At 46.1% G+C, this 21,563-nt stretch carries 24 protein-coding genes; 15 read left to right on the top strand and 9 right to left on the bottom strand.

Annotation, left to right across the window (positions count from 1 at the left end; all coding sequences use genetic code 11):
• Nucleotides 1-38: 38 nt before the first annotated feature.
• From RIF36_RS02995 to RIF36_RS02975, 5 genes are all read right to left on the bottom strand, one after another.
• Nucleotides 39-1,064, bottom strand: coding sequence for a hypothetical protein (locus RIF36_RS02995; RefSeq protein WP_350129806.1), 1,026 nt, complete (start codon nt 1,062-1,064; stop codon nt 39-41).
• A 96-nt stretch (nt 1,065-1,160) separates the two neighbouring features.
• A complete protein-coding gene (locus RIF36_RS02990; RefSeq protein ID WP_350077155.1) occupies nt 1,161-1,787 on the bottom strand; it encodes a hypothetical protein in 627 nt (208 codons plus the stop codon).
• Nucleotides 1,788-1,813: 26 nt separating this feature from the next.
• Complete coding sequence (locus tag RIF36_RS02985) at nt 1,814-3,097, bottom strand: hypothetical protein (protein ID WP_350077153.1); 1,284 nt, start codon at nt 3,095-3,097, stop codon at nt 1,814-1,816.
• 29 nt (nt 3,098-3,126) lie between these two features.
• Complete coding sequence (locus tag RIF36_RS02980; protein ID WP_350077151.1) at nt 3,127-3,675, bottom strand: YceI family protein; 549 nt, start codon at nt 3,673-3,675, stop codon at nt 3,127-3,129.
• Nucleotides 3,676-3,890: 215 nt separating this feature from the next.
• Nucleotides 3,891-5,558: an amidase gene (locus RIF36_RS02975; protein WP_350129803.1), complete on the bottom strand. Its 1,668-nt coding sequence runs from the start codon at nt 5,556-5,558 to the stop codon at nt 3,891-3,893.
• 45 nt (nt 5,559-5,603) lie between these two features.
• Between RIF36_RS02975 and RIF36_RS02970 the strand changes: the two genes are divergently transcribed.
• The 4 genes from RIF36_RS02970 to RIF36_RS02955 all read left to right on the top strand — a co-directional run bounded on the left by RIF36_RS02970 (nt 5,604) and on the right by RIF36_RS02955 (nt 9,302).
• Nucleotides 5,604-7,166 carry a sulfatase family protein gene (locus tag RIF36_RS02970; protein WP_350129800.1) on the top strand — a complete coding sequence of 521 codons (1,563 nt, stop codon included), beginning with the start codon at nt 5,604-5,606 and terminating at the stop codon, nt 7,164-7,166.
• Between the two features lie 243 nt (nt 7,167-7,409).
• On the top strand, nt 7,410-8,213 hold the full coding sequence (locus tag RIF36_RS02965; protein WP_350129797.1) for a helix-turn-helix domain-containing protein: 804 nt from the start codon (nt 7,410-7,412) through the stop codon (nt 8,211-8,213).
• Between the two features lie 61 nt (nt 8,214-8,274).
• Nucleotides 8,275-8,811 carry a dihydrofolate reductase family protein gene (locus RIF36_RS02960; protein ID WP_350077141.1) on the top strand — a complete coding sequence of 179 codons (537 nt, stop codon included), beginning with the start codon at nt 8,275-8,277 and terminating at the stop codon, nt 8,809-8,811.
• 68 nt (nt 8,812-8,879) lie between these two features.
• The gene (locus tag RIF36_RS02955; RefSeq protein WP_350077139.1) at nt 8,880-9,302 is read left to right on the top strand and encodes a DUF1801 domain-containing protein; all 423 of its coding nucleotides are present in this window, start codon (nt 8,880-8,882) and stop codon (nt 9,300-9,302) included.
• Nucleotides 9,303-9,335: 33 nt separating this feature from the next.
• Here RIF36_RS02955 and RIF36_RS02950 read toward each other — a convergent pair whose 3' ends face one another.
• A complete protein-coding gene (locus RIF36_RS02950; protein ID WP_350129794.1) occupies nt 9,336-10,490 on the bottom strand; it encodes an ATP-binding protein in 1,155 nt (384 codons plus the stop codon).
• 45 nt (nt 10,491-10,535) lie between these two features.
• Nucleotides 10,536-10,796, bottom strand: a complete 261-nt coding sequence (locus RIF36_RS02945; RefSeq protein ID WP_350129791.1) for a hypothetical protein — start codon at nt 10,794-10,796, stop codon at nt 10,536-10,538.
• A gap of 63 nt (nt 10,797-10,859) precedes the next feature.
• Between RIF36_RS02945 and RIF36_RS02940 the strand changes: the two genes are divergently transcribed.
• From RIF36_RS02940 to RIF36_RS02910, 7 genes are all read left to right on the top strand, one after another.
• Nucleotides 10,860-11,183, top strand: a complete 324-nt coding sequence (locus RIF36_RS02940; RefSeq protein WP_350077133.1) for a nucleotidyltransferase family protein — start codon at nt 10,860-10,862, stop codon at nt 11,181-11,183.
• Entirely contained in the window at nt 11,152-11,502 is a 351-nt protein-coding gene (locus RIF36_RS02935; protein ID WP_350129788.1) for a HepT-like ribonuclease domain-containing protein, read from the top strand. Before RIF36_RS02940 ends, RIF36_RS02935 begins: the two co-directional genes overlap by 32 nt.
• Nucleotides 11,503-11,575: 73 nt before the next feature.
• Nucleotides 11,576-12,271, top strand: coding sequence for a glycosyltransferase family 2 protein (locus RIF36_RS02930; protein ID WP_350077129.1), 696 nt, complete (start codon nt 11,576-11,578; stop codon nt 12,269-12,271).
• Nucleotides 12,247-13,740, top strand: coding sequence for a cellulose synthase family protein (locus RIF36_RS02925; RefSeq protein ID WP_350129785.1), 1,494 nt, complete (start codon nt 12,247-12,249; stop codon nt 13,738-13,740). Before RIF36_RS02930 ends, RIF36_RS02925 begins: the two co-directional genes overlap by 25 nt.
• Before the next feature lie 7 nt (nt 13,741-13,747).
• Nucleotides 13,748-15,046, top strand: coding sequence for an MptA/MptB family glycosyltransferase (locus tag RIF36_RS02920; RefSeq protein ID WP_350129782.1), 1,299 nt, complete (start codon nt 13,748-13,750; stop codon nt 15,044-15,046).
• Entirely contained in the window at nt 15,043-15,549 is a 507-nt protein-coding gene (locus tag RIF36_RS02915; RefSeq protein WP_350129778.1) for a rhodanese-like domain-containing protein, read from the top strand. Before RIF36_RS02920 ends, RIF36_RS02915 begins: the two co-directional genes overlap by 4 nt.
• Entirely contained in the window at nt 15,542-16,144 is a 603-nt protein-coding gene (locus RIF36_RS02910) for a TIGR04282 family arsenosugar biosynthesis glycosyltransferase (protein WP_350129776.1), read from the top strand. Before RIF36_RS02915 ends, RIF36_RS02910 begins: the two co-directional genes overlap by 8 nt.
• An 880-nt stretch (nt 16,145-17,024) precedes the next feature.
• Here RIF36_RS02910 and RIF36_RS02905 read toward each other — a convergent pair.
• Nucleotides 17,025-17,216 (bottom strand): hypothetical protein, encoded by a 192-nt coding sequence (locus tag RIF36_RS02905; protein ID WP_350129774.1) that lies wholly within the window; start codon nt 17,214-17,216, stop codon nt 17,025-17,027.
• Nucleotides 17,217-17,604: 388 nt separating this feature from the next.
• Between RIF36_RS02905 and RIF36_RS02900 the strand changes: the two genes are divergently transcribed.
• Both RIF36_RS02900 and RIF36_RS02895 read left to right on the top strand, forming a co-directional pair.
• A complete protein-coding gene (locus tag RIF36_RS02900) occupies nt 17,605-18,480 on the top strand; it encodes a hypothetical protein (protein ID WP_350129772.1) in 876 nt (291 codons plus the stop codon).
• A 117-nt stretch (nt 18,481-18,597) separates the two neighbouring features.
• Nucleotides 18,598-19,290, top strand: coding sequence for a DUF3784 domain-containing protein (locus RIF36_RS02895; protein WP_350129769.1), 693 nt, complete (start codon nt 18,598-18,600; stop codon nt 19,288-19,290).
• A gap of 33 nt (nt 19,291-19,323) precedes the next feature.
• Here the strand turns inward: RIF36_RS02895 and RIF36_RS02890 are convergent, their stop codons facing one another.
• Nucleotides 19,324-20,004: a Crp/Fnr family transcriptional regulator gene (locus tag RIF36_RS02890; protein ID WP_151999642.1), complete on the bottom strand. Its 681-nt coding sequence runs from the start codon at nt 20,002-20,004 to the stop codon at nt 19,324-19,326.
• Nucleotides 20,005-20,084: 80 nt separating this feature from the next.
• Here RIF36_RS02890 and RIF36_RS02885 point away from each other — a divergent pair, with 80 nt between their 5' ends.
• Nucleotides 20,085-20,879 (top strand): MOSC domain-containing protein, encoded by a 795-nt coding sequence (locus tag RIF36_RS02885; protein WP_350129766.1) that lies wholly within the window; start codon nt 20,085-20,087, stop codon nt 20,877-20,879.
• 131 nt (nt 20,880-21,010) lie between these two features.
• Complete coding sequence (locus RIF36_RS02880; RefSeq protein WP_350129763.1) at nt 21,011-21,562, top strand: CopD family protein; 552 nt, start codon at nt 21,011-21,013, stop codon at nt 21,560-21,562.
• The last annotated feature ends 1 nt before the right edge of the window (nt 21,563 follow it).

Below are 21,563 nucleotides of genomic sequence, written 5' to 3'. Positions count from 1 at the left end.
CTCGGTACTTTTTTCAACGTTTTCTAAGGTAGACTGCTTTACCGCCAAGGCGGTTTCTGGTAAAAAGTCACATACGTACGGCCATTAAGCACAATCATTGGATCTCCATTTTTGGGATGATTTCGTTTCTCGAACGCAAATGATTGGCTGCCCCCGGATCTAGAACTAGCGACTAACATATTTCCCTGCAAGCTCCACGTGCCTGCGTCGGAAGTCTGCGAACTTGTCCCGCCTGTGGCTATCTGCGTTCCATATTGATTGGTCACCGTCGCACTGCCCGAATTTTCGCTGTAGTATTCGTAGGTACCGTTTGCATTTAGAATGATACACTCGTCGGTAGTCCAGCCGCCTGATCCTGTGCCGGTTACATTCACATAGCACCATTTCCCTGAGAGTTCGGCTGAAGCGGAACCCGAGCTTGTGGAGACTCCAGCCTGCCCGGCAGGCAGCATATTCCCCTCAAATTTGTTGTAGATAAGGCTTCCTCCAGGGCCGGTCAATGTCAAAGTATTTCCTCCCAGTTGGTACTGAAACTGCACTGCACCCTGTGGCGTGGAAAGTATCACAGTGGTGCCCTGTGTTTGGTAGTCGAAGGAATTGCCGTCGATCACTACCTTGCCGCTGGCCATGAAGTCGAGCACCTGCCCCTGGCTTTCCCACTTACCAACGATTGAGCCTGCTGGAGGGTCAGCAGCCTGGGTCGGCAGTGTATTGCCAGTGGCCTGCCTTTCGGCCCCGCTTTTCCCGAAATTGATTGCCGCATCCAAATCGCCTCCGGAAAGCGTTAGCTGATCACCCGCCAGGTTATACTGGTAGGTCACTACTTCGGTGGCAAATTTGATCGCTAAACTGTTTTCACCTGCAGTATAGGTAATAGATTCACCATCAAGTTCACCGGAGCCATTGTCGAGCAGCAGCAATGTCATGGTGTAGCCAAACTCGCTATTAACCCATGTACCAACTACTCCCTGGTTTGTCTGTTCCTTTACTTTGGTTCCAATTTGTGCTGTTGCAGCCTGGTAAAAAATCAAGCCGACGATAAAAATTGCCCTTTTCGTTTTCATAGGACTCGCTTTTCCATGAAAATAGTCAAAAGCGACTGAAAACCAATGCAGGCTAGCTCGATAAATTACTGAAAATCAATCCGTAAGGAGTTACGACTACAGCGGCCGGATGACCAGATTGAAGTCGATGGTAAGCTCATCAGCTACCTTCACCAGGCCCATCATCTTTGACGGAGGCACCATCTCAAAGTCAGTAAAACGCAGAGTTTTTGACCCCACCAGATTATAAAGGCTGTAGCTTTTCTCCCAAAAATCGAAATGAATACTCACCTCTCGTTTTCTTCCTGAAAGCTCTATGAGCACCACGGCATCGTAGCTTGTGACGCCCGGGATCGTAGGTGAGGCGGCGTTCAACGACAAAAAGCTTACGCCGATTTGAGGATATACGTCGGCTTGCAGTGTCTCCTGAAAGTCGCTGGTAATCATTTTGTGCGCACAATCAAAATCGACAACAGGGAGTGATAGTTTGTTAGGGGAAAATTTGATATATGAGGCCGTCCGTTCGGCAAGCTCCAGCGTGTCGGCATACTGGTACGACGACATTCCACAAGTAAAGTGATTGACATTGGAAGCCCCATTAATAACCAGGGTACTGGAAGGCTCTATCACCCAGGCAACCATTCTTTTTTCATCTCCATTGCTGAAGATGAAGGAGTACAAGCTAATTACAAAGAGAAGGAGCTTCATATCAAACTGAGAAAGGAATGCCTGCATAGCAGGCATTCCATCACTAATTTACCAAAAATCAACTAGAAACTTATGGCTGCTTCGATCATGATGCCTTTGAATTCGGCGCCGTCATATTTACCAGCCCATCCTTCAGCATATTGCTGATTAACATACTCTAGTTTAGCAATCACGTTGTCAGTCATGAACCAGCCACCACCAAGGTTGATCCGGTTAATTTTCTGGGTAGCAGTGGCTGCATCTGTTGCTTTTCCACTTACGGAGTTGTATCTGCCTCCTACAAATACCTTTTCGGCAGCGCCAATTCTGTAGATTGCTTCAACTGCTGTTTGAGTATATTGACCATTTCCCTGGTCTTCACTGTTCGATACAATTTCATAGATGCCGAACAACTCAAGTCCCTGATACTTTAGGAATGGATTGATCTGTATGGCAGTCATTTGTCGGAATCTTGGGTTAAAGCGGGCATTGGCATATGCACTTGTTGCATTCACTCCACTGGCTGCCTCAGCAAGAGAGATTAATGTGTTGTAATACCTATCTCCTGCTCTGTCACCACCGTAGAGGTAAAAGCCTGTAGATAAACCACTGTTCATGTACCAGCTACCTGTAAGTCTGAAACGAAGGTCATCGTTGAACTGCTTGTCGTAGCCCACTTTACCATAGAAGGAAATTTTGTTGTCGGTCGTAGGTGTAAGAACCACGCTCTGGTTCAACTTGCCATTAGAAATACCCAACACACCTATGAAGCCGTTGCTTTGGGCATTTGCCTCGATGAAGGCCTCGGTGGTAAAAGAGTCCATGATGTAGTTGCCAACAAAAGGGTTATATAAAGCCCTGGCGTTGTCAGTTCTTCTGAAGTGTGCATCACCAAAGTTGATCTCATCCAAACCTACTCTAAAAGTTACTACTTTCATCAGGTTGGCTGCAAAGTCTGGCTTAATAAAGTCAAGCTTGTCAATTTGGATGTAACCACCCTTTACCCAAGACTCATTGTGGTGCCTGGCAGAAAGGTAGGTTCTCAAGTGCATCCTCATACCGTCAGACAACTGAACATCAAGGTTCAGGTTGGCTGTGGGAAGGTTCAAGTTGGTACCCAAGTCCAAAAGACTGTCCAGGGAGTTCGTTTGGTTAATGCCCTGAAATTCGATGGCAAAATCGCCACCTACTCTTACTTTTAAGCCGTCAAAAGGTACCGTGTCGGCTTTGGTGGTTTCAAATACATTCAGGCCTTTTGCGTCATTTGTTCTGAAGAATTGAAGGTCAGGTTGCTGAGCCATCAATGTGCTGGATGCGGATAGTCCTAAGACAATCAGTATCCCAAAAAATTTATTTAGCGTTTTCATAATAAGGGACATTTATTGGTTTTTTTTATTTATTTAGAAAGAATAATTTCATACGAGATTGTTACCTCTTTTCCTGTGTTGACTGTGCCAAACATAAAAGAGGGTGGTTCAACTTGGTAAGCCTCCATATCGAGCGTATAGGAACCTGTGATTTTGTATTTACCATTCGCCAGGGCCTCTAGTTTTCCGTCAAGACTGACGTCTTTGGTTACCCCAGCTATAGTCAGTTGACCAAATCCTTGCAGAAGTGATGCGCCTTTAGCTTGTGATGTCTTCAGGTTGAAAATGATCTGCGGATTCTTGTCAGACTTCAGCGCTTTGTAAGCATTGTCATCCATGCTACTCTTATGACTCTTTAGTGTGGTAACCGGCACGATTAGTTTCAACCCTTCAACGGTTCCTCCTCCGTCAGCTATGGTTGCTTCAACCTGAATTTCTTCTGAAACCATCGTCCAGTCATGCATAGTTGAGGTGCCAGCTACAGTAATTTTTGATCCCTTTTCTGCCTTAAATGGCTGCCCGGCTGTGGCGGCTACAGTCAGAAATACGAGGGCGGTAATTGTTAGCAACGTTTTCATGTTTCTAATTGGTTTTGGTGAAACATTTTGATGATGCTAAGGTATAGGCGGGAACAAGGGGAGGGTATGACGCTACAAAACAGAAAAGGTGACTTTTGTCACCTTCACAAATATTCTCGGAAAAATTTAATAGAAGTATTTTGGGCGTAATTATTAAAAACGAATAAAATACGCCGATATAGGGACTAAAAACAAAATATTATTTTGATATTACATCAATCAAGTACCGGATGTTTGCTATGCCAGTCTGTAGCATTCTGGTATGCTTTTGCCACCGCCAGCACTGTTCCTTCATCAAATAGTCGGCCGGTAAAGGTCATGCTCGTGGGAGTGCCGTCATCAGAGAAGCCATTAGGCAATACCACCGACGGATGGCCACTCAGGTTGGTGACTCTTAGGTTACTGCCTCCTCTGGAAGGAGCCAGGTATACATCCACTTTCTCAAAAACTTTGGTCATGTCCTGAATAAGCTGTGTTCTCAGTCTGTTTGCCTGGATGTATTCTACAGCTGGAATTAACCGGGACTCTCTGAAGCTATTGGGCCAGCCCCACTTTAGCTGGTTCACCAACTGGTCATCCCGCCCACTTAACGTCAATTCCTCGAAGGCAGCCGCAGCCTCTGCCGAAAGTATGATGGTCATATCCCCTACCGGCTGGTTGGGTAATTCAATTGGAATCAACTCCGCCCCGAGTTTTTTCAAGACCTGCAGCGCCACGCTGTCCTGGTCATGAAAGGCGTATTCTTTGTCAAAGTCGTCTTTCACGTAACCAATTCTGAGTGCCCTCAGGTCGATAGCTGGCTCAAAGTAGAAAGGAAAATCCAGCACCATTGCGTCTTTTCCGTCGGGCCCGCCTATAGCGGCCAGCACGATAGCGCAGTCTTCCACATTGCGGCACAATGGCCCCAGCTTGTCCATGCTCCAGCTTAGGGCCATCGCTCCATAGCGGCTTACCCTGCCATAAGTGGGTCTTAGTCCGGTAACACCGCAGACTGTAGACGGCGATACGATGGAACCCAGCGTTTCCGAACCAATAGCAAATGGAAGCAGCCCGGCTGAAACCGTCGAAGCCGAACCCGCCGATGAGCCACTGCTCCCCTTTTCGGTATTCCACGGATTCCGTGTTTTGCCTCCGAACCAAATATCACCCATGGCAAGAGCCCCAAGTGTGGTTTTTGCCACCAAAATTGCTCCAGCGTTTTCCAGCCGCTCGACAACAGTCGCATCGACGTCAAACTCCTGGTCTTTGTAGGGCATGGCCCCCCATGTGGTTTTGAAGCCTTTCTTGGCCAGCAAGTCCTTCGCACCAAAAGGAATTCCATGCAAAAGACCTTTGTAATTACCCTGCGAAATTTCCTCATCAGCAATTGCCGCTTTTTCCAGCGCATAGCTTTCCATCAATGTTACTACCGCATGCAGCTTTGGATCCAGTGCTTTTATTCTGTTGATGTAAAATTTGGTAAGCTCCAAAGAAGAAATCTGGCTGGTTGTAATGAGTTCAGCCAGTTCGCCAATACTCATAAACGCCAGCTCTTCATCAGCCGTAGGTCGCATTGTGCCAGTGTAATCACCAAACTTTAGTCCTTTAAAATGGCTTTGATATTGAAAACCCAATGGGAGCGGATTAAACTGCATGGCAGGCACCACGTCGTTAGTCAATGGGCTTTTGCGCATCGAAAGATAGCTCTCCCTCTGTGAGGCAACACCCTCAAGCATGGAGTCGGCTTCGGCACGGGTAAGCGGCACGCCTATCAGTTCACCTGCTTTGATAATATTGTCGCAGCTAATCGTTTCCTCATTTGTTAGCGACACATACTGGCCCAGACAAAAGAAGACAACCGCCACGAGGGTAAAAAGAGCGACCTTGCCAAATACTGCTTTCATACTTAACGATTATATCACAGTTTAATGAATAAAATAGAATTAGGCATGTCAAATATTAGCAAGAAGCCATTTATAAATGTGGATGGTTTTCTATTTTTAGCCATGAGGAAAGAATATTGCTCAATTTTTAGTGTCGGTGCTCTCGCCGCCCTACTTTTTTGTCAAGCCCTGGTAGGATGTTCACAAAAGAAAGAGGAGCCTAAAAAGCCCAACATTGTTTTCATTTTTACCGACGACCAGCGAGCAGATGCGCTCGGAGCAGCTGGAAACGAAATTATTAAAACACCCAACTTGGATGCGCTTGCGAAAAGTGGTGTGCGCTTCACCAACAACTACTGCATGGGATCCATTCATGGAGCAGTTTGCGCCCCGAGCCGAGCCATGCTCATGAGTGGCAAAAGCCTTTACCATGTGTACGACAAGCTCGATACCGTTACCACCATACCTCAGGTATTGGCCGCCAATGGCTACACTACTTTTGGAACCGGCAAATGGCACAATGGAGGCGATAGTTTTCTTGCTTCGTTTCAACAGGGCAAGAATGTCTTTCTCGGCGGAATGGATGATCACTTCAATACCGCTGTCCGTGACAAAGTGAATGACTCCACTTTTACAGAGCCTGTAGAAAAAGGCTTCTCTACTGATCTTTTTGCTGATGCGATGATAGACTTCATTACCTCACAAAAAGGAGCCGAAAAGCCTTTCTTTGCTTACATAGCCTTCACAGCCCCTCACGACCCGAGAAGCCCATTGCCACAATACCTGGAGCAGTATGCGGGAGACACCATTCCGTTACCTGCCAACTTTAAGCACTGGCACCCATTCAATTTTGGGGAAATAAATGAAATGCAGGTAAGAGATGAGCACCTGGCACCCTGGCCAAGAGACTCTGGGATGATCCAGGATCAGCTGAGGGAATACTACGCCATGATTACCCATGCCGACAACAGGATAGGCGACATTATTGCCGCTGTGGAGGCAAGCGGTTTTGCTGAGAACACCATTATAGTGTACGCTGCTGACCATGGGCTAGCGCTGGGAAGCCATGGCCTGGTGGGGAAGCAAAACCTGTATGAGCACAGCATGAAAGCGCCCCTGGTGTTTGCCGGCCCTGGTTTGCCAGCCAATAAAACCAGCGATGCTCTGGTATACCTCTACGACATTTTCCCTACACTTTGCAACCTGACAGGTGTAGAGCCACCTAAGGGAGTGGATGGAAAAGACCTTTCGAAGGTAATTATGGGCAAAGAGGGAGGCGTTCGAACCTCACTATTCACCACCTACAGGGGTACGCATCGGGCAGTGCGAGACAAAAAATGGAAATTGATACGATATCCGATGATCGACTACACACAGCTCTTCGACCTTGAAAATGACCCTGATGAACTAGTCAATCTGGCCGGTGAAAAGGAGCACAAGGTAAAAGTGAGGGAAATGATGGGCCTGTTAAGCAGCTGGCAAAGGAGAACCGACGATACGCTGAAGCTTACAGCCAAAACAATTGTGTCAATGGAGTACGACCCAACTACTTTCGAAAGGAAGCCGGACGTGCACCAACCTCCTTTTGTACTAGAAAAATATTTTAAGGATTATATCAATCAACCATAAGCTGGTGAAGAAACCGAGAGCTTTGCCTGGAGCCGAACAGAACAAATGAAAAAAGCCCGGCGCTCTAAAAGACCGCCGGGCTACCAAACCTAATCAACCGTGCAACGTTAAACGTTGCTGCCCCGAAAGGGCATTACCAAACTTGGTGCGCAAAGTAGTTAATAGCAGAAATGTGTCTGCTATACACATTGTAAAAAATTGTCATAGAACCGTCTCCCGGGGTCACAATTAGGTCTGTCGCTTATGACACATTTAAAAAACTACCAGATACCAGTGCAACTCCGTCCCTTTGTTAAGGCGATTTACCTGATGCAGGCACCTGGCACGGGGGAGCGCCCTCCCCATTCACGAGTACTTCCTGACGGATGTGTTGAACTGTTCGTCAATATTGGCGACACCGCTGATTCATTTGAGGTGAATGGACGAAAAATAAATGGCGGTAGCTTCATCACGTCCCGAATGAACTGCTTTATGGATATTTCCAGCCCGAAGCAGGTTCACTTTATTACCATATGGTTTTACCCGGGTCGATCCTGGCCTTTTTTCGATGTTCCAATGTCACTTGTAGCCAACCAAACAGTGTGTTTGAGCGACATTGGTAAATCGCAGGCTGAAGCGGCGAAAGAGATGGAACAAAGAGTCGAGGCTGCTTTGTCCGACGAGGAGAAGGTGCAAGCCGTTCAGGAGTTTCTTATTGAGAAATTGAGTCGAAACTATAGAGCTGAAGAGTCATTTCAATCCACTCTGACACTTATTGAAAAATCGCTGGCCCAGGTCAGCGTTGACTCGCTAGCCAGGGCAGTAGGGCTCAGCCATCGGCAATTACTTAGAAAGTATGACCAGTGTTTGGGCCTGGGGCCAAAAGAATACATCAAAATGAGAAGATTTCTCTCAGCTTCTGAGTTGTTGAAAGTGGCCAAATGGAGTCTCACAGACGTCGCCCATGAAGCCGGGTATTTCGACCAGGCGCATTTTATCCACGATGCAAAGCAGTTTTCCGGGATGACACCGGGCGAATTGCGGCAGGCAAAAAATGTACTTTTCTGATGTCCGATTTTTACAATTCAAGTAACAACAGCTTACCGACCTTTGTCAAAAAACTTAAATTATGCGCAAAATAAATCTCTACATCGCTATGAGCTTGGATGGCTACATCGCCAAAGAAGACGACAATATAGATTTCCTGTCACAGGTAGAAGTGCCTGGTGAAGACTATGGCTATGCGGAATTCACCGCTGGCATCGACACGGTCATTTGGGGCAGGAAGACGTACGATAAAGTCTTATCATTTGGAGGAGACTTTCATCACAAGGATAAAAAGGTGTGGGTGCTATCCAATAGCAGAACCGGCAGGGATGAAAACGTTGAGTACTTTAATGACTTGTCGGCTCTCATTAAAAAACTCAAAAAGGAAAAGGGCAAGGACATCTACTGCGACGGTGGTGGCGACCTGGTGTTTGAACTGCTCAGGCACTCTCTTATTGACAGGGTAATCGTTTCTATCATCCCACATTTACTAGGCGGCGGCATCAGGCTTTTCAAAGGCGGCCGCCCGGAGCAAAACCTGGCTTTTAAAAAAAGTCTGACTTTCCCTTCGGGGCTGGTGCAGCTTTGGTACGATAAAAAGGAAAACAAAAAGGTGTAATGCTTTGGGCTGTAGTATCTTGCATTTAAAGTAGATTTTTCTTAATTCCAGAGTCAAAATACATCACTATGGCCTACGAACTAAAAACAAAAGTCAACGATGTAAGCGTGGAAGGCTTTCTCGACAAAGTGGAAGATGAGAAAAAACGAAATGATGCCTTTGAGGTGCTGAAGCTGATGAAGGAGGTGACTGGCGAAAAACCAAAGATGTGGGGCTCATCTATAGTTGGTTTTGGCACCTATCGTTACAAATATGCCAGCGGACAGGAAGGCGACTGGATGATAACCGGCTTCTCGCCAAGAAAAACGAGCCTTACGCTCTATATCATGCCAGGCTTCGGCCGGTACGAAGAGCTGATGCAAAAGCTCGGAAAATACAAAACAGGGAAGTCTTGTCTCTATATTAACAAGTTAACTGATGTGGATATTGACGTTCTAAAGACGCTGGTCAAAGAGTCGGTGGATTACATGAAAGACAAATATGTTGGATGATTCACTATGTTAAACCTGCGAACCCGACGCCCATTACAACTCTCCCACCTGGTTCCACGGCCTTACCTCCATTCCATTGCTTCGCTTTTGCTGAGCGTCTCCTGCGTAGACAACTACCCCTTCCGCTGCTCCAGTTATTTTAGACCAAAAATTTAATCCCTTGAAATAATCGTCAGTGACTGTCTTTCCTGATTTGATTTCGACCGGGTATAGCTTTCCACCCTTATCTATTATCACATCAATCTCATTGCCGGTACTATCACGCCAAAAATACAAGTTGTTAGGTTCATTTTTATTAAACCTGGTTTTCACCATTTCGCTGATAATGAAGTTTTCAAAAAGACTCCCCCGCAACGGATGGGTAACCAACTGTGCTTCATTTTGAATGCCGAGTAGTGCACAGGCCAGCCCGGTGTCATAAAAATACAGCTTGGGCATTTTCACAATTCGTTTATTGAAATTTTGATGGTGAGGCCGAAGCAAATGAACAATAAAGCTACTCTCTAATACCCCCAACCACGATGCCACTGTTTTATGATCCACACCAGCTTCAATGCCGAGGCTGTTCATATTCAGCAGTTGACCTACCCGGCCGGCGCAAAGCCTCAGGAACCTTTCAAAAGCACCAAGATTTGTGATATTTTTTATCTGCCTCACATCTCTTTCCACATAGGTACGAATATAGTTGAGATACCAGGTAGATGGCGGTATTTTTAGATCATAAATCGGAGGATATCCTCCGGCAAACATTGCCTGGTATGCATCCGATGGCAACAGCCCCTCTTTTGCGAGCTCTTCAATAGAAAAAGGAAGAAGAAACAAGTAAGCGATCCTGCCAGCAAGACTCTGTGAAATATTTTCCTGAAGCAAAAAATTGTTCGACCCCGAAAGAATAAAAAGGCCCGTCTCGCTACTTTCATCAATGATCTGCTGCAGATAGGAAAACAACTGTGGCACTCGTTGTATCTCATCCAGTACAGCTCCATTCGGGTATTGTTCGAGAAATCCTCGAGGGTCGCTCTCGGCAAACTGCCGTGCATCGGGGTTTTCCAGCGACACATAAGGCTTCGACCCAAAAATGTGTTTTGCGAGTGTGGTTTTTCCCGATTGTCTTGGGCCAACGATCGCCAGCGACTTGTACATAGAGGCAAGCACTCGGATTTCTTTATCTGCTATTCGGATAATCACGTAGTGAAATTACAATTTGGGAATTAGATTCCCAAATTGTAAAAACTACAGCTTCAACTCCACCACCCTCACTGCCTCAGCAGGCTTTGCCCTTCTTTCAAGCCTCCCTGCCAGCACTATGTGACCAGTAGAATCATAATAGACCGCAAATTGCCAGTTCTCGTCACTGACAATGGAATTGGTGCGAAAGCTGACGGCATTGATGGACGTGCTTGCCCAGCCAGGGCCAAGAACGGTTTCGGCGATGTGGGCCTGGCAAGCAACTATCAATAGAGTTATTCCTATACTTGGAAGTACCTTCTGCATTTCGGGAGTCGTTACTGAATTAAATTATGTGAGAAATATATTTGTTATATTTACTTACGACAGATGAAAATTATCAAGGATCATATTACCGAAATATCCGCCTTATGCAAAAAGCACCAGGTAAATGAGCTGTTCGCTTTTGGTTCCATACTATCAGACTCTTTTGACGCTAACAGTGATATTGATTTTCTGGTGAAGTTTGGTGATGTGGATTTGACTGACTATTTCGATAACTATATGGATCTGAAAGAATCTTTGGAATCACTACTCGGTAGAAAAGTGGATCTTTTAGAAGTCCAAACCCTTCGGAATCCTATTCTAATTAAATCTATCAATAGAACCAAGGCGCTGGTTTATGGACGAAAAGGTACTGAAGTGGCTATATGACATTGATGGCTCCATCAATGAAATTGAAAGCTATTTCGACGGGCAAGCACATGACTTTATAAGCTACAAAAAAAATCTTCTTTTGAAGAGAGGCGTCGAGAGAAATCTGGAAATTATTGGCGAGGCCGTTCGAAGGGTTCTTGACAAGGAGCCCGAATTCCCCATCACAAATGCTATCAGAATCGTCGGGTTGAGAAATCAAATCATTCATTCCTACGATAATATTTCAGACGAAAACATTTGGGCTATTTTGACCAAACACCTCCCCTTGCTAAAGTCCGAAATCAAACGCCTGATAAAAGATGCGGATATGGACTAATGCCAACCTTTTGTCCCACCCCCGACCTCCCAATCCAATCCATTCCCTATTTTTGCATGTAAATCAACCGTAAGTGCGCCAACCCAATATCAAAGTCATCATTCCTGCCTTCAATGAGCAGAACGCCGTAGGTATGGTGATTGACGAGATTCCCAAAGCCCTGGTATCCGAAATCATCGTGGTGGACAATGGCTCAACTGACGACACCTTCGGTCAGGCACAATCCAGAGGGGCAACGGCACTCAGAGAAGAAAAAAGAGGCTATGGCAACGCTTGTCTTTGCGGCATGCAGCATGTCGCCAGCGAGGTCAACGACCTGCCAGATATCGTGGTGTTTCTTGATGGCGACCACTCCGACTATCCTGAAGAAATGTACCAACTGGTGCAACCGATTATAGATGGTAAGGCTGACCTCGTGATCGGCTCCAGGGCCCTGGGCAAAAAAGAAAAAGGCTCAATGACACCCCAGCAAATATTTGGCAATTGGCTGGCTACTACTCTGCTCCGCTGGTTTTACGGGGTGCAGTTTACTGACCTTGGGCCTTTCCGGGCTGTGAAATATGAAAGCCTGCTGCGCATCAACATGCAGGACAAAACCTACGGCTGGACTGTAGAAATGCAGCTAAAAGCGGCTAAATTGGGGATGCAAACCACCGAGGTGCCGGTAAACTATCGGCAGCGCATTGGTGTTTCCAAAGTGTCGGGCACGGTGAAAGGCACTTTCGGTGCAGGCTACAAAATACTTTGGACAATCTTCAGGTACTTATGATCGACTGGCTGGTAATAATTGGGTACGGAGCTTCCTTAACGCTGATCTTTCTGTTCAGCCTGGGACAGCTGCACCTGGCCATTCGCTACCGAAAAAGCAAGAAGTCAACACCAGCCACCCTTGCACCACTGACAGAGTTCCCGCTGGTCACGGTACAGCTGCCAATTTATAACGAGCTGTACGTTGTGGAAAGGCTGATCAGGCAAGTATGCCTGCTCGACTACCCAAAAGAAAAACTGGAAATTCAGGTACTCGACGACAGCGACGATGAGACGAAATCGGTTGTCGACAAAGTGGCCAAAGAATATCGACAGATGGGCTTCGACATTAAAGTGCTGCGCCGGCAAGAAAGAACAGGCTTCAAAGCGGGTGCCTTGCAGGACGGACTTGAGCAGGCTCGTGCTGAGTTTATTGCTATTTTCGATGCCGACTTCCTGCCAGACCCTCAATTCCTGAAGGAAACATTGCCCCATTTTACCACCCCAAAAGTGGGCATGGTGCAAACCCGCTGGGGTCATCTCAATCGCAACTACTCGTGGCTGACGAAACTACAGGCCTTCGGGCTCGACGCCCACTTTTCGGTAGAGCAAACTGGCCGTAGTGCATCGGGCAGTTTTATCAACTTCAATGGCACCGGAGGCATTTGGCGAAAGGAGTGCATTATAGACGGCGGCGGCTGGACAGCAGACACCCTCACCGAAGACCTCGACCTTAGCTACAGGGCCCAGTTGAAAGGCTGGCGTTTCACTTTCCTTGAGAACATTGAATCTCCTGCCGAACTGCCCATACTTATGCCCGCAGTAAAATCACAACAGTACCGCTGGAACAAAGGCGCCGCCGAAACAGCCAGAAAAAACCTGGGTGCTGTGCTCACATCGGCCCTGCCGCTGAAAAACAAGCTTCACGCCGTCCAGCATTTGCTCAACAGCTCCCTTTTCTTCTTCCTTTTCACTGCTTCTTTTCTAAGCCTGCCCCTGCTCTACACAATGAATCATTTGCCCACGTACAGCACGCTATTCAATGCGGCGAGTGTATTTGTATTAGGTTTTCTCTTTGTTAGCTATTTCTACTGGGTTGCCAGCGGCTCCTCATTTCCCAAAAAGACACTGAAATACTTCATCGTTCATTTCCCCATGTTCATCACCTTCTCTATGGGTATGTCGCTGCACAATGCCATTGCGGTGCTTGAAGGCTGGCTCGGCATTAAGACACCATTTTTGCGCACGCCCAAATTCAATGTGCTAAAGGACAAAATTTCCTGGAAAACCAATAAGTACGTCAACTGGAAGCTGACGCCCGCCACAATTGTCGAGGGGCTCCTGGCTGTTTACTTTGCCTTTGGCCTATGGTCGGCCTTCTACTTGTATGACTTTGGGCTGATATTTTTCCACCTCATGCTCACCATAGGCTTCGGAGGTATCTTCTTACTCTCAATTAAACCTTATGGGTTTGCTGCCTCAAAGGGTTAAATGGGCTATGGCAGGAGGTCTTTCCTGCTTCGTCTATTTTTTGCTGGCCTACAAGCTTCAAAGAACAGACGCCTGGATTCTTCAGGGCTCGTTCGCTTTACTTTTTCTCGCCTTCCTGGCTTTACAAAAAGCCGAATTGAAATGGATTCTTGGTCTTGGCATCCTTTTTCGGTTGGTTTTCCTATTCTCCGTTCCGGCGCTTTCCGATGACTTCTACCGATTCATATGGGATGGCTTGCTGTGGCACCAGGGCATTCATCCTTTCAGCCACCCTCCATCATTTTATATGGAAGCAGGTAATGCCATTCCCGCACTAACCACTGACCTCTACGATGGGCTCAACTCAAAAGAATACTTCACAGTGTACCCGTCTTTTCATCAACTGGTATTTTGGCTGAGCACCTTTTTCTACGACGGATCATTGATTAGCGCTGTTTTGCCAATGCGCCTGATGCTCACAGGCTCAGAAATAGTATTCCTGTTTGTTATCGCCGGCTACCTGAAGAAAACAGGCAAACCCTCGTCACTGCTGGCCATCTATGCCCTCAATCCACTGGTTATCACAGAAGTGTCTGGCAACCTTCACTTTGAAGGCATGATGGCTTTATTCCTGATACTGTCCATCATCCTAATCGCCGACAAGAAATTGTTTACCGGCCCCCTGGCGCTGGCAGGAGCTATTGCTACCAAACTAACGCCAGTCATTGCCGGGCCGGTGCTGATGTTTGCTGCTGGTAAAAAGAATTGGTGGAAAGTGGTGCTGGTGACCATGCTAGGTTCTCTGCTCTTTTTTATGCCACTGATCGACCTCACCTGGCTAACCGGCCAGGGGGAAAGTCTCGATCTGTATTTTCGGAAGTTCGAGTTCAATGCCTCCTTCTACTATCTGTTCCGGGAAATAGGCTTTTGGTGGAAAGGCTACAATATTATAGCTACACTTGGGCCACGATTAGCACTCTCAGGCGGCGTTCTCATTCTGATAGTAAGTTGGACAAACTGGCCAAAAGGCCGCAGTTTTTTCCAGGCCCTAAGTATCGTTTTTTTCATCTACTACCTGGCGGCCACGACCGTCCACCCATGGTATGTGGTGCCACTGGTAGCCCTGTCCGTGTATTCCGGCTATAAATTCCCCATCATGTGGTCATACACCATTCTTTGGACATATATTGGCTATACCGCCACTGGCTACGAAATTCCCTGGTGGGCCATCATCACAGAATATTTGTTGGTTATTGGAGTTTTTATGTGGGAAGTGGTGTTACCCCAGAGAACAAAACAGAGGGCAATAAGCTTATTAAAGAGATGACAACACCAGGAAGACTACTCTTGCTCGTTTTCGCCATTGCCTTGCCACAGTTTACGCAAGCGCAAAGTGCTTACGACGTGCTGCTTTCAACGCTTTACAGCAGGTCGGTGCCTACCATCTCGGCTGATTCGCTGGCAAGTATCCAACAGGCAAAAAAGCCAATTTTACTTGATACAAGGGCCAAAGCTGAGTTTGATGTTAGCCATCTTTCGGGTGCCAAATGGGTAGACTACGAAACGTTCAAGCCCGAAATGGTCAAAGACATTGCCAAAGATCAACCAATTGTGGTGTATTGCTCCGTCGGCTATCGAAGCGAAAAAATTGGAGAAAAGCTGAAAGCCCTGGGCTATACCCATGTGGAAAACCTGTACGGCGGTATTTTTGAATGGAAAAACGAAGGGCACACAGTGGTGAATTCGAAAAACCAGGCAACCGACAGTGTGCATTGCTACAACAAGCTTTGGTCAGTGTGGCTGAAGGAAGGGATAAAAGTATATGACTAAAGAAGCACTCATTATTTTTGTGAAAAATGCTGAGCTGGGCAAGGTAAAAACCCGCCTCGCAAAAGACATTGGTGATGAAAAAGCCCTTGACGTTTATCTTGAGCTTTTGCAGCACACTAAAGACATCACTGCCGACCTTTCGCAAGACAAATACGTCTTCTATTCCAGCTTCATTCCTGAAGACGATATTTTCTCTAACGCCGGATACATATTGAAACAGCAAAAGGGCGATGACCTTGGCGAGCGCATGTCCAATGCGTTCGAAGAAGTGCTCGGGCTTGGCTATGAACGGGCAGCCATCATTGGCAGCGATTGTCTGGAACTAGAAACCCTCTATATCGAAAAGGCTTTTGAGTGTCTTGCTTTTCGTGATTTCATCATTGGCCCAGCCCGTGATGGAGGTTACTACTTGCTGGGAATGAAAACTTTTGACAGCGGTATTTTCAAGGGCATTGAGTGGAGCACTAGCTCGGTGTACAAAAAGACAACTGACTATATTGAAAGCCAAAACAAAGACTTCCACAAGCTCCCGCCTCTGAGCGATGTGGACACCATCGATGATTTGGGGAGGCTGAAAAGATTATTGATACAATGAAAAGTAAGAACCCTCAGAAGAAATCTTTGCCTATTTTCATAGAGGTTCGCTAGGAAGAAGGCTTACGAGACACAGAAGCGTCTTAGTTGTCCAATAATGAAATACTGGCCGAACTCATAACGGATGTTTACCGTATGTTAAATTATATAAATGGAGCACTAGTGAAGTTTTTTTTATGTTCCTTTAGAAAAGAAAGGCCCGCACGTGGAGGTGCAGGCCTTATTAAAGTGATATAGTTCAGCATCCCTAAAATACGGACTAATCTCACTCAACCGGGAAGCCCGGGTGCCGGTTACACCGACACGTAGCACATTTTGTAGTTAAAAAACTACACTAAACTGGGACGTAAAATGCAAAGCAAGTAGCATTCTTGGGATAAATACGCTCACCGTTCTTGTCGGTTTTGTATTTACGAAACACCAATTTATGCTCCTTACCATTGATTTTGCGTCTTTGTGGCAACTTGTTATTCACGCTTAACCAATTTAACCGGTGTTGATATGGGTCTAACCGTTTTTACCCTGCTTGTAACATCACAAACAAAAAACCCTGGCTTTAGGGGCCAGGGCTATTTTTTCCGCCAAGCGATTACTCCTTTCGTTGAATAGAAGAGGCGCAATTCTCAGCGTGATAACAAGTTGCGACACAAAGGTATCACAATTACCCGCTAAGTTAAAGCTTTAGTTTAACTTTCTTCATTCCAAGTCGTAGATCACAAGGCCAATAGCTAAGGCCGATTTTTTTAATTATGTTTTTCTCTCAAATTATGTCTATGCCTTTCTAGTTTAATCCAAAACAAAAAAGAGGGTCTAATCCCATTAAGGAATTAGAGCCCTCTTCAGTAATTACTACTATTTGTACTTCTGCTCTAAATGTTACTCTATTGAGCTGATAATTTAGTTTTGTGTCTATCTTCATCATAAATAAATTTTAACAGCATGGTTTCCACCATGTTGCTGAAATTGCGGTTCTCCCTCTCCGCAATTGCTTCAATTTCTTGAGCTAAGGTAGTCTTTAGTCTGACTGTCTTAACTACTGTTGGTAATTCCTTGGTTGCAATTGGATTCTGCATGGTTACGATAGTTATAATGTTCGGTACTATAAGTAGGTATTCGTGCTCTGAACACAAATATAGCATTGTGTACAATAACTCACAATAATGTGTTGTTAGAATTTTTTAACTTTTTTTGCGACGGCGGTTTTTGTACCTTCGCTTATACCAAAACGAGAAAGGCATGGAAGTCCTTTGTGCTAAGAGAAGCTTAAAGTGCTAAGAGAAGCTTAAAGCGAATAACTAAGAAAAGTCATAGCCAAAATGCATATTGACATCGATACTCTTCCTTACGTTCCAGCCTAAGCTGCATAGCAGTCAAAGCACTTTGACACTAGAGAATAGAACCCAAATTCGGGTAATAGTTCAAAAGTCCATAACACTTCATCGGCCACATTCGCAAGCCCCCATGAAAATCTCAAACTTAATCCTTCCTGCATTAACCATCGTGGCATTAATTCCGGCCTGCGATCAAGTATTTGACTCATCCGATGAACGGGGGCTCAACGAATATTTCGACACAAGTTGGGCCAAAAATGAACTATGGGACGACGGGCAGGCAGAAGTGGCCATTTACAATGCCGCACGAACCATCTACAACAAACCCCGCTATTTTGATTACGTCCATATCCTGGTAAAGGAGGATTTCAATATTGAGTTCGGCGTAAAAACGGATGACTACGAAAGAACTGACCTTTATGAAGTTATGAAGGTGAACCAGTTTGCGGATATCCCAACTGACAACTACCCCTACCACTTTCTTACAAGCATCTTCTTTCACAGAAACAATCCGGTGCAAATCCACAAATTCACCAACTCCAGCCAGGAATGGTGCGGCAATACTTTCAAGATGCTGAAGGAAAAAGGTAGTCAGCTGGAGTACACCTACCACAGCTACTGGGACGGGCAGGGCGACGACACCAAAATGCTGGATGCCACGCCGCTTTGGGAAGATCAGCTGCCGTACACCCTGCGAACCCTGAAATTCAAAGACAAGCTGTGGTTCCGCATGCCAGTGTATGCCACACAAATCAATAGCCGTGCCGACATGCCCCGGGTGTACGATGCCGAGTTTAGCGTGGCACCCCTTGAGGCCATCGACTCACTGCCTGGCGGATTGCCCCAGCAAGACACCTGGCGAGTGACGGTACAGCTGGATGAAGAAAAAATCAACCAATACATCTTCACGCAAGCCTATCCAAACATCCTCGTGGAAATGGTCGCCTGGGATGGCCGCAAGCTTCGGCTGAAGAACTACAAGAGGAGCAAATACTGGGAGAAGTAAACATGGATCTGCTTTCCTGAACAAGCCACTCATTCGAGCTCTTGAGTGGGTACACCACCTTTCTTTTTATCAGAATGGCAATTGGAAAACCTGCGCCCATTTTCCTATTTTTAATCAATGGATCTGCTCATTAATCTTATCATAGGTGGCTTTTTAATTGGGACTGGCTTTCTGGTAAAAGCAAACCCGATGGCTATTGCCGGCTACAATACGATGTCGGAGGAAAAACGAAAAAATGTAGACATCAAAGGCTTGTCGTCTATGATGAGAAACCACCTGATTGCCATGGGCTTGCTGGTAATTGTCGGAGGTTTGATCTTGGATTGGATGGGTTGGCAAAACATGTCAGGCGTTTGGTTGATTGTTGCCGTCATGGTTCCAATTCCCTTCATGCTTATTCAGGCTCAAAAATATGATCACAACAAGAGGTCGCCCGGCAAGTTAGCTGTAGTCATCGCCTTTGTTGTCATACTATTTGTCGGAACAGGCGGTTTTCTATACTACTCCAGCCAACCCGCTCAAATTACAGTCGACGGAAGAACGATTACCATATCGGGCTTCTTTGGAACAAAAGCGGAAGTCGAAAGCGCCAGACAGGTGAACGAAATCGGCAAGATTGGTTTGAAAACAAACGGCTTTCATATGGGCGATGTTTATAAGGGGCATTTTATGGTTGAACAACTTGGGGAATGCCTGCTATTTCTTCAGTCGACCAAAGGCCCTTTCATAGAAATCATCACTACAGATGGGAAAAAAATCATGGTGAACGGAGTCGATGACTCGACAGCAAAAGTGATTTTGGAAAAATAACGTCCATTCCATCACAGATTGTGACTTCGTCAACTACTTCAACTTATCCATATCCCTCACCAAAATCCTTCGCCTGTCAAAATTGATCACATTTTGAGATTTCAGCTCGTTGAGAATGGTGGTCACGGTTTGGCGGCTGGTGCCTGTGAGGCTGGCAATGTCCTTGTGGGTAAATTTTGTCTTGATCAGCATTTCGTAGCCTACCTTCTGCCCTCGCTCTTCTGCCATTTCTCTGATGAAATCAATCACCCTGCTACGGGCGTCTTTAAATACCAGCGATTCCAGTTTGCGCTCCACCCTCTTGAGGCGAAGGCCCATCAGCTTAAAAATTCGCAAACTTAAGGCCTGGTTCTCCTTCATCAACTCCTGCATATCGTCGATGGTCATAGGGCAAACCGTGGTGTTAGGGTCCAGGGCCTGCGCAAAGTCTGTCCTTCGCTCTTCGCCTGCAATAGATAACTCGCCAAAAATTTCCCCGGCACCAAGAATGGCCTTCAGGATTTCTTTGCCGTCCTCGGTATAGGAACCTATTTTAACCCGCCCTTCGGCAATAAGGTAAATATGACTTGATGGTTCGTTGGGAAAATAAATGAACTGATCCTTCCGGAAATGATTGAACGTGTGCCGCTCTTTCATGTCCGGTACCTTGTGAGGGCAGAGCACGTTGTAAAGATCTACCTCCTCAAAATACCATAAACTGGTGCGTTCACTCATAATTGGCAGGAAATCAAGGTTGAAACAAAAGCAATTTCAGCAAAAGGAACCATATTTACCATCTAAAAAGTTCATTGCCCATGGCGTTGCAGATAAGCGAATTGAATATTTACCCTGTGAAGGGCTTGAAAGGGATAAGCGTAAAAGAGGCGGAGGCGCTTGAAAAAGGCTTCAGGTATGACAGGCGCTGGATGCTGACCGACACAACAGGTAAATTCATTTCGCAAAGAGAAACACCTATGCTGGCTTTGATTCATACCGCAATCATTGGGGAGTCGCTTGTAATCACCTATCAGGACAGCTCCATTATGGTACCACTGAACAGCGAACATTATTCAGGCAGCAAAGAGAAGGTCTCCATTTGGGACGACGAAGTAGAAGCACGGATCGTTGGAAAAAACTTCAATGATTGGTTTTCCGACGTGCTCGGCGAAAAAGTATGGTTCTGCTTTCAGCACGAAAGCAAGAAAAGAGAAGTGGAAAAAAAATACGGAGCCAATTCCATGGTGAGCTTCGCCGATGGCTATCCCTATCTTTTCATATCCGACGCCTCGTTGAAGGACCTGAACGACAAGCTCGAACAACCCATTCCCATGAACAGGTTTCGTCCCAATATTGTAGTGGCAAATGCAACACCGTTTGAAGAAGACACCTGGGGGAAACTTTCAGCCGGCGATGCCATTTTCCATTGCCTGAAGCCCTGCGCCAGGTGTCAGATACCTACTATCGATCAGGAAACAGGCAAAATGGGTAAGGAGCCCACAAAAACGCTGGCAGCATTCAGAAAACAAGAGCACAAAATCCTTTTTGGCATGAATGCCGTCGTCGAAAAACAAGGAGTGGTAAAAGTGGGGGACGTGGTAACCCTTTTGTAAACATTTGCCACATCGGTGCCTGAAACGGCCTTTTCTTTTGATTTCCCCGGAGCAAGAAATACACGCTTTTATTCCGACCAAAGCAAGGAGATTCGCCTTTCAGCCACTATTTTTGAGGCAAAAGGACAAGCATGTCTTATCTGTATCTCAAGGCGCTTCATATCATCTTTATTGTCACCTGGTTTGCAGGCCTGTTTTATATGGTTCGCTTGTTTATCTATCAAACAGAAACCCAGGAAAAACCGGAGCCTGAGCGCAGCATCCTCACCAAAGAATACAAGCGTATTTCGAAGCTGCTGTGGTTTGGCATTACCTGGCCTTCCGCCATTTTAACGCTGATATTTGGCCCGCTTGTGCTCAACTCCCTGGGGTGGGCACTGGCCACCCAGCCATGGATGATCGCCAAACTGGTTTTCGTGTTCTTCCTATATGTTTATCAGTGGGTTTGTCATGTAAAATTCAGGAACCTGCAGAAGGATGTCTATAAAGACTCAGGCTACTACTTACGGGTTTTCAATGAAGTAGCCACCATTCTTCTCGTAGCCACTGTTTTCCTTGTAGTGCTCAAAAACATCGTAAGCCTGGCATGGGGCATGGGAGGACTGATAGTTTTTACCGGGGCACTCATGTTCGCCATCAGGAGTTATAAGAAGTGGAGAGAGAAAACGAATTCAAAGAGTTGAA

It is taken from the genome of Imperialibacter sp. (genome assembly GCF_040222815.1).
Taxonomy (GTDB): domain Bacteria; phylum Bacteroidota; class Bacteroidia; order Cytophagales; family Cyclobacteriaceae; genus Imperialibacter.
This window is presented reverse-complemented; position numbering and strand designations above follow the sequence as displayed.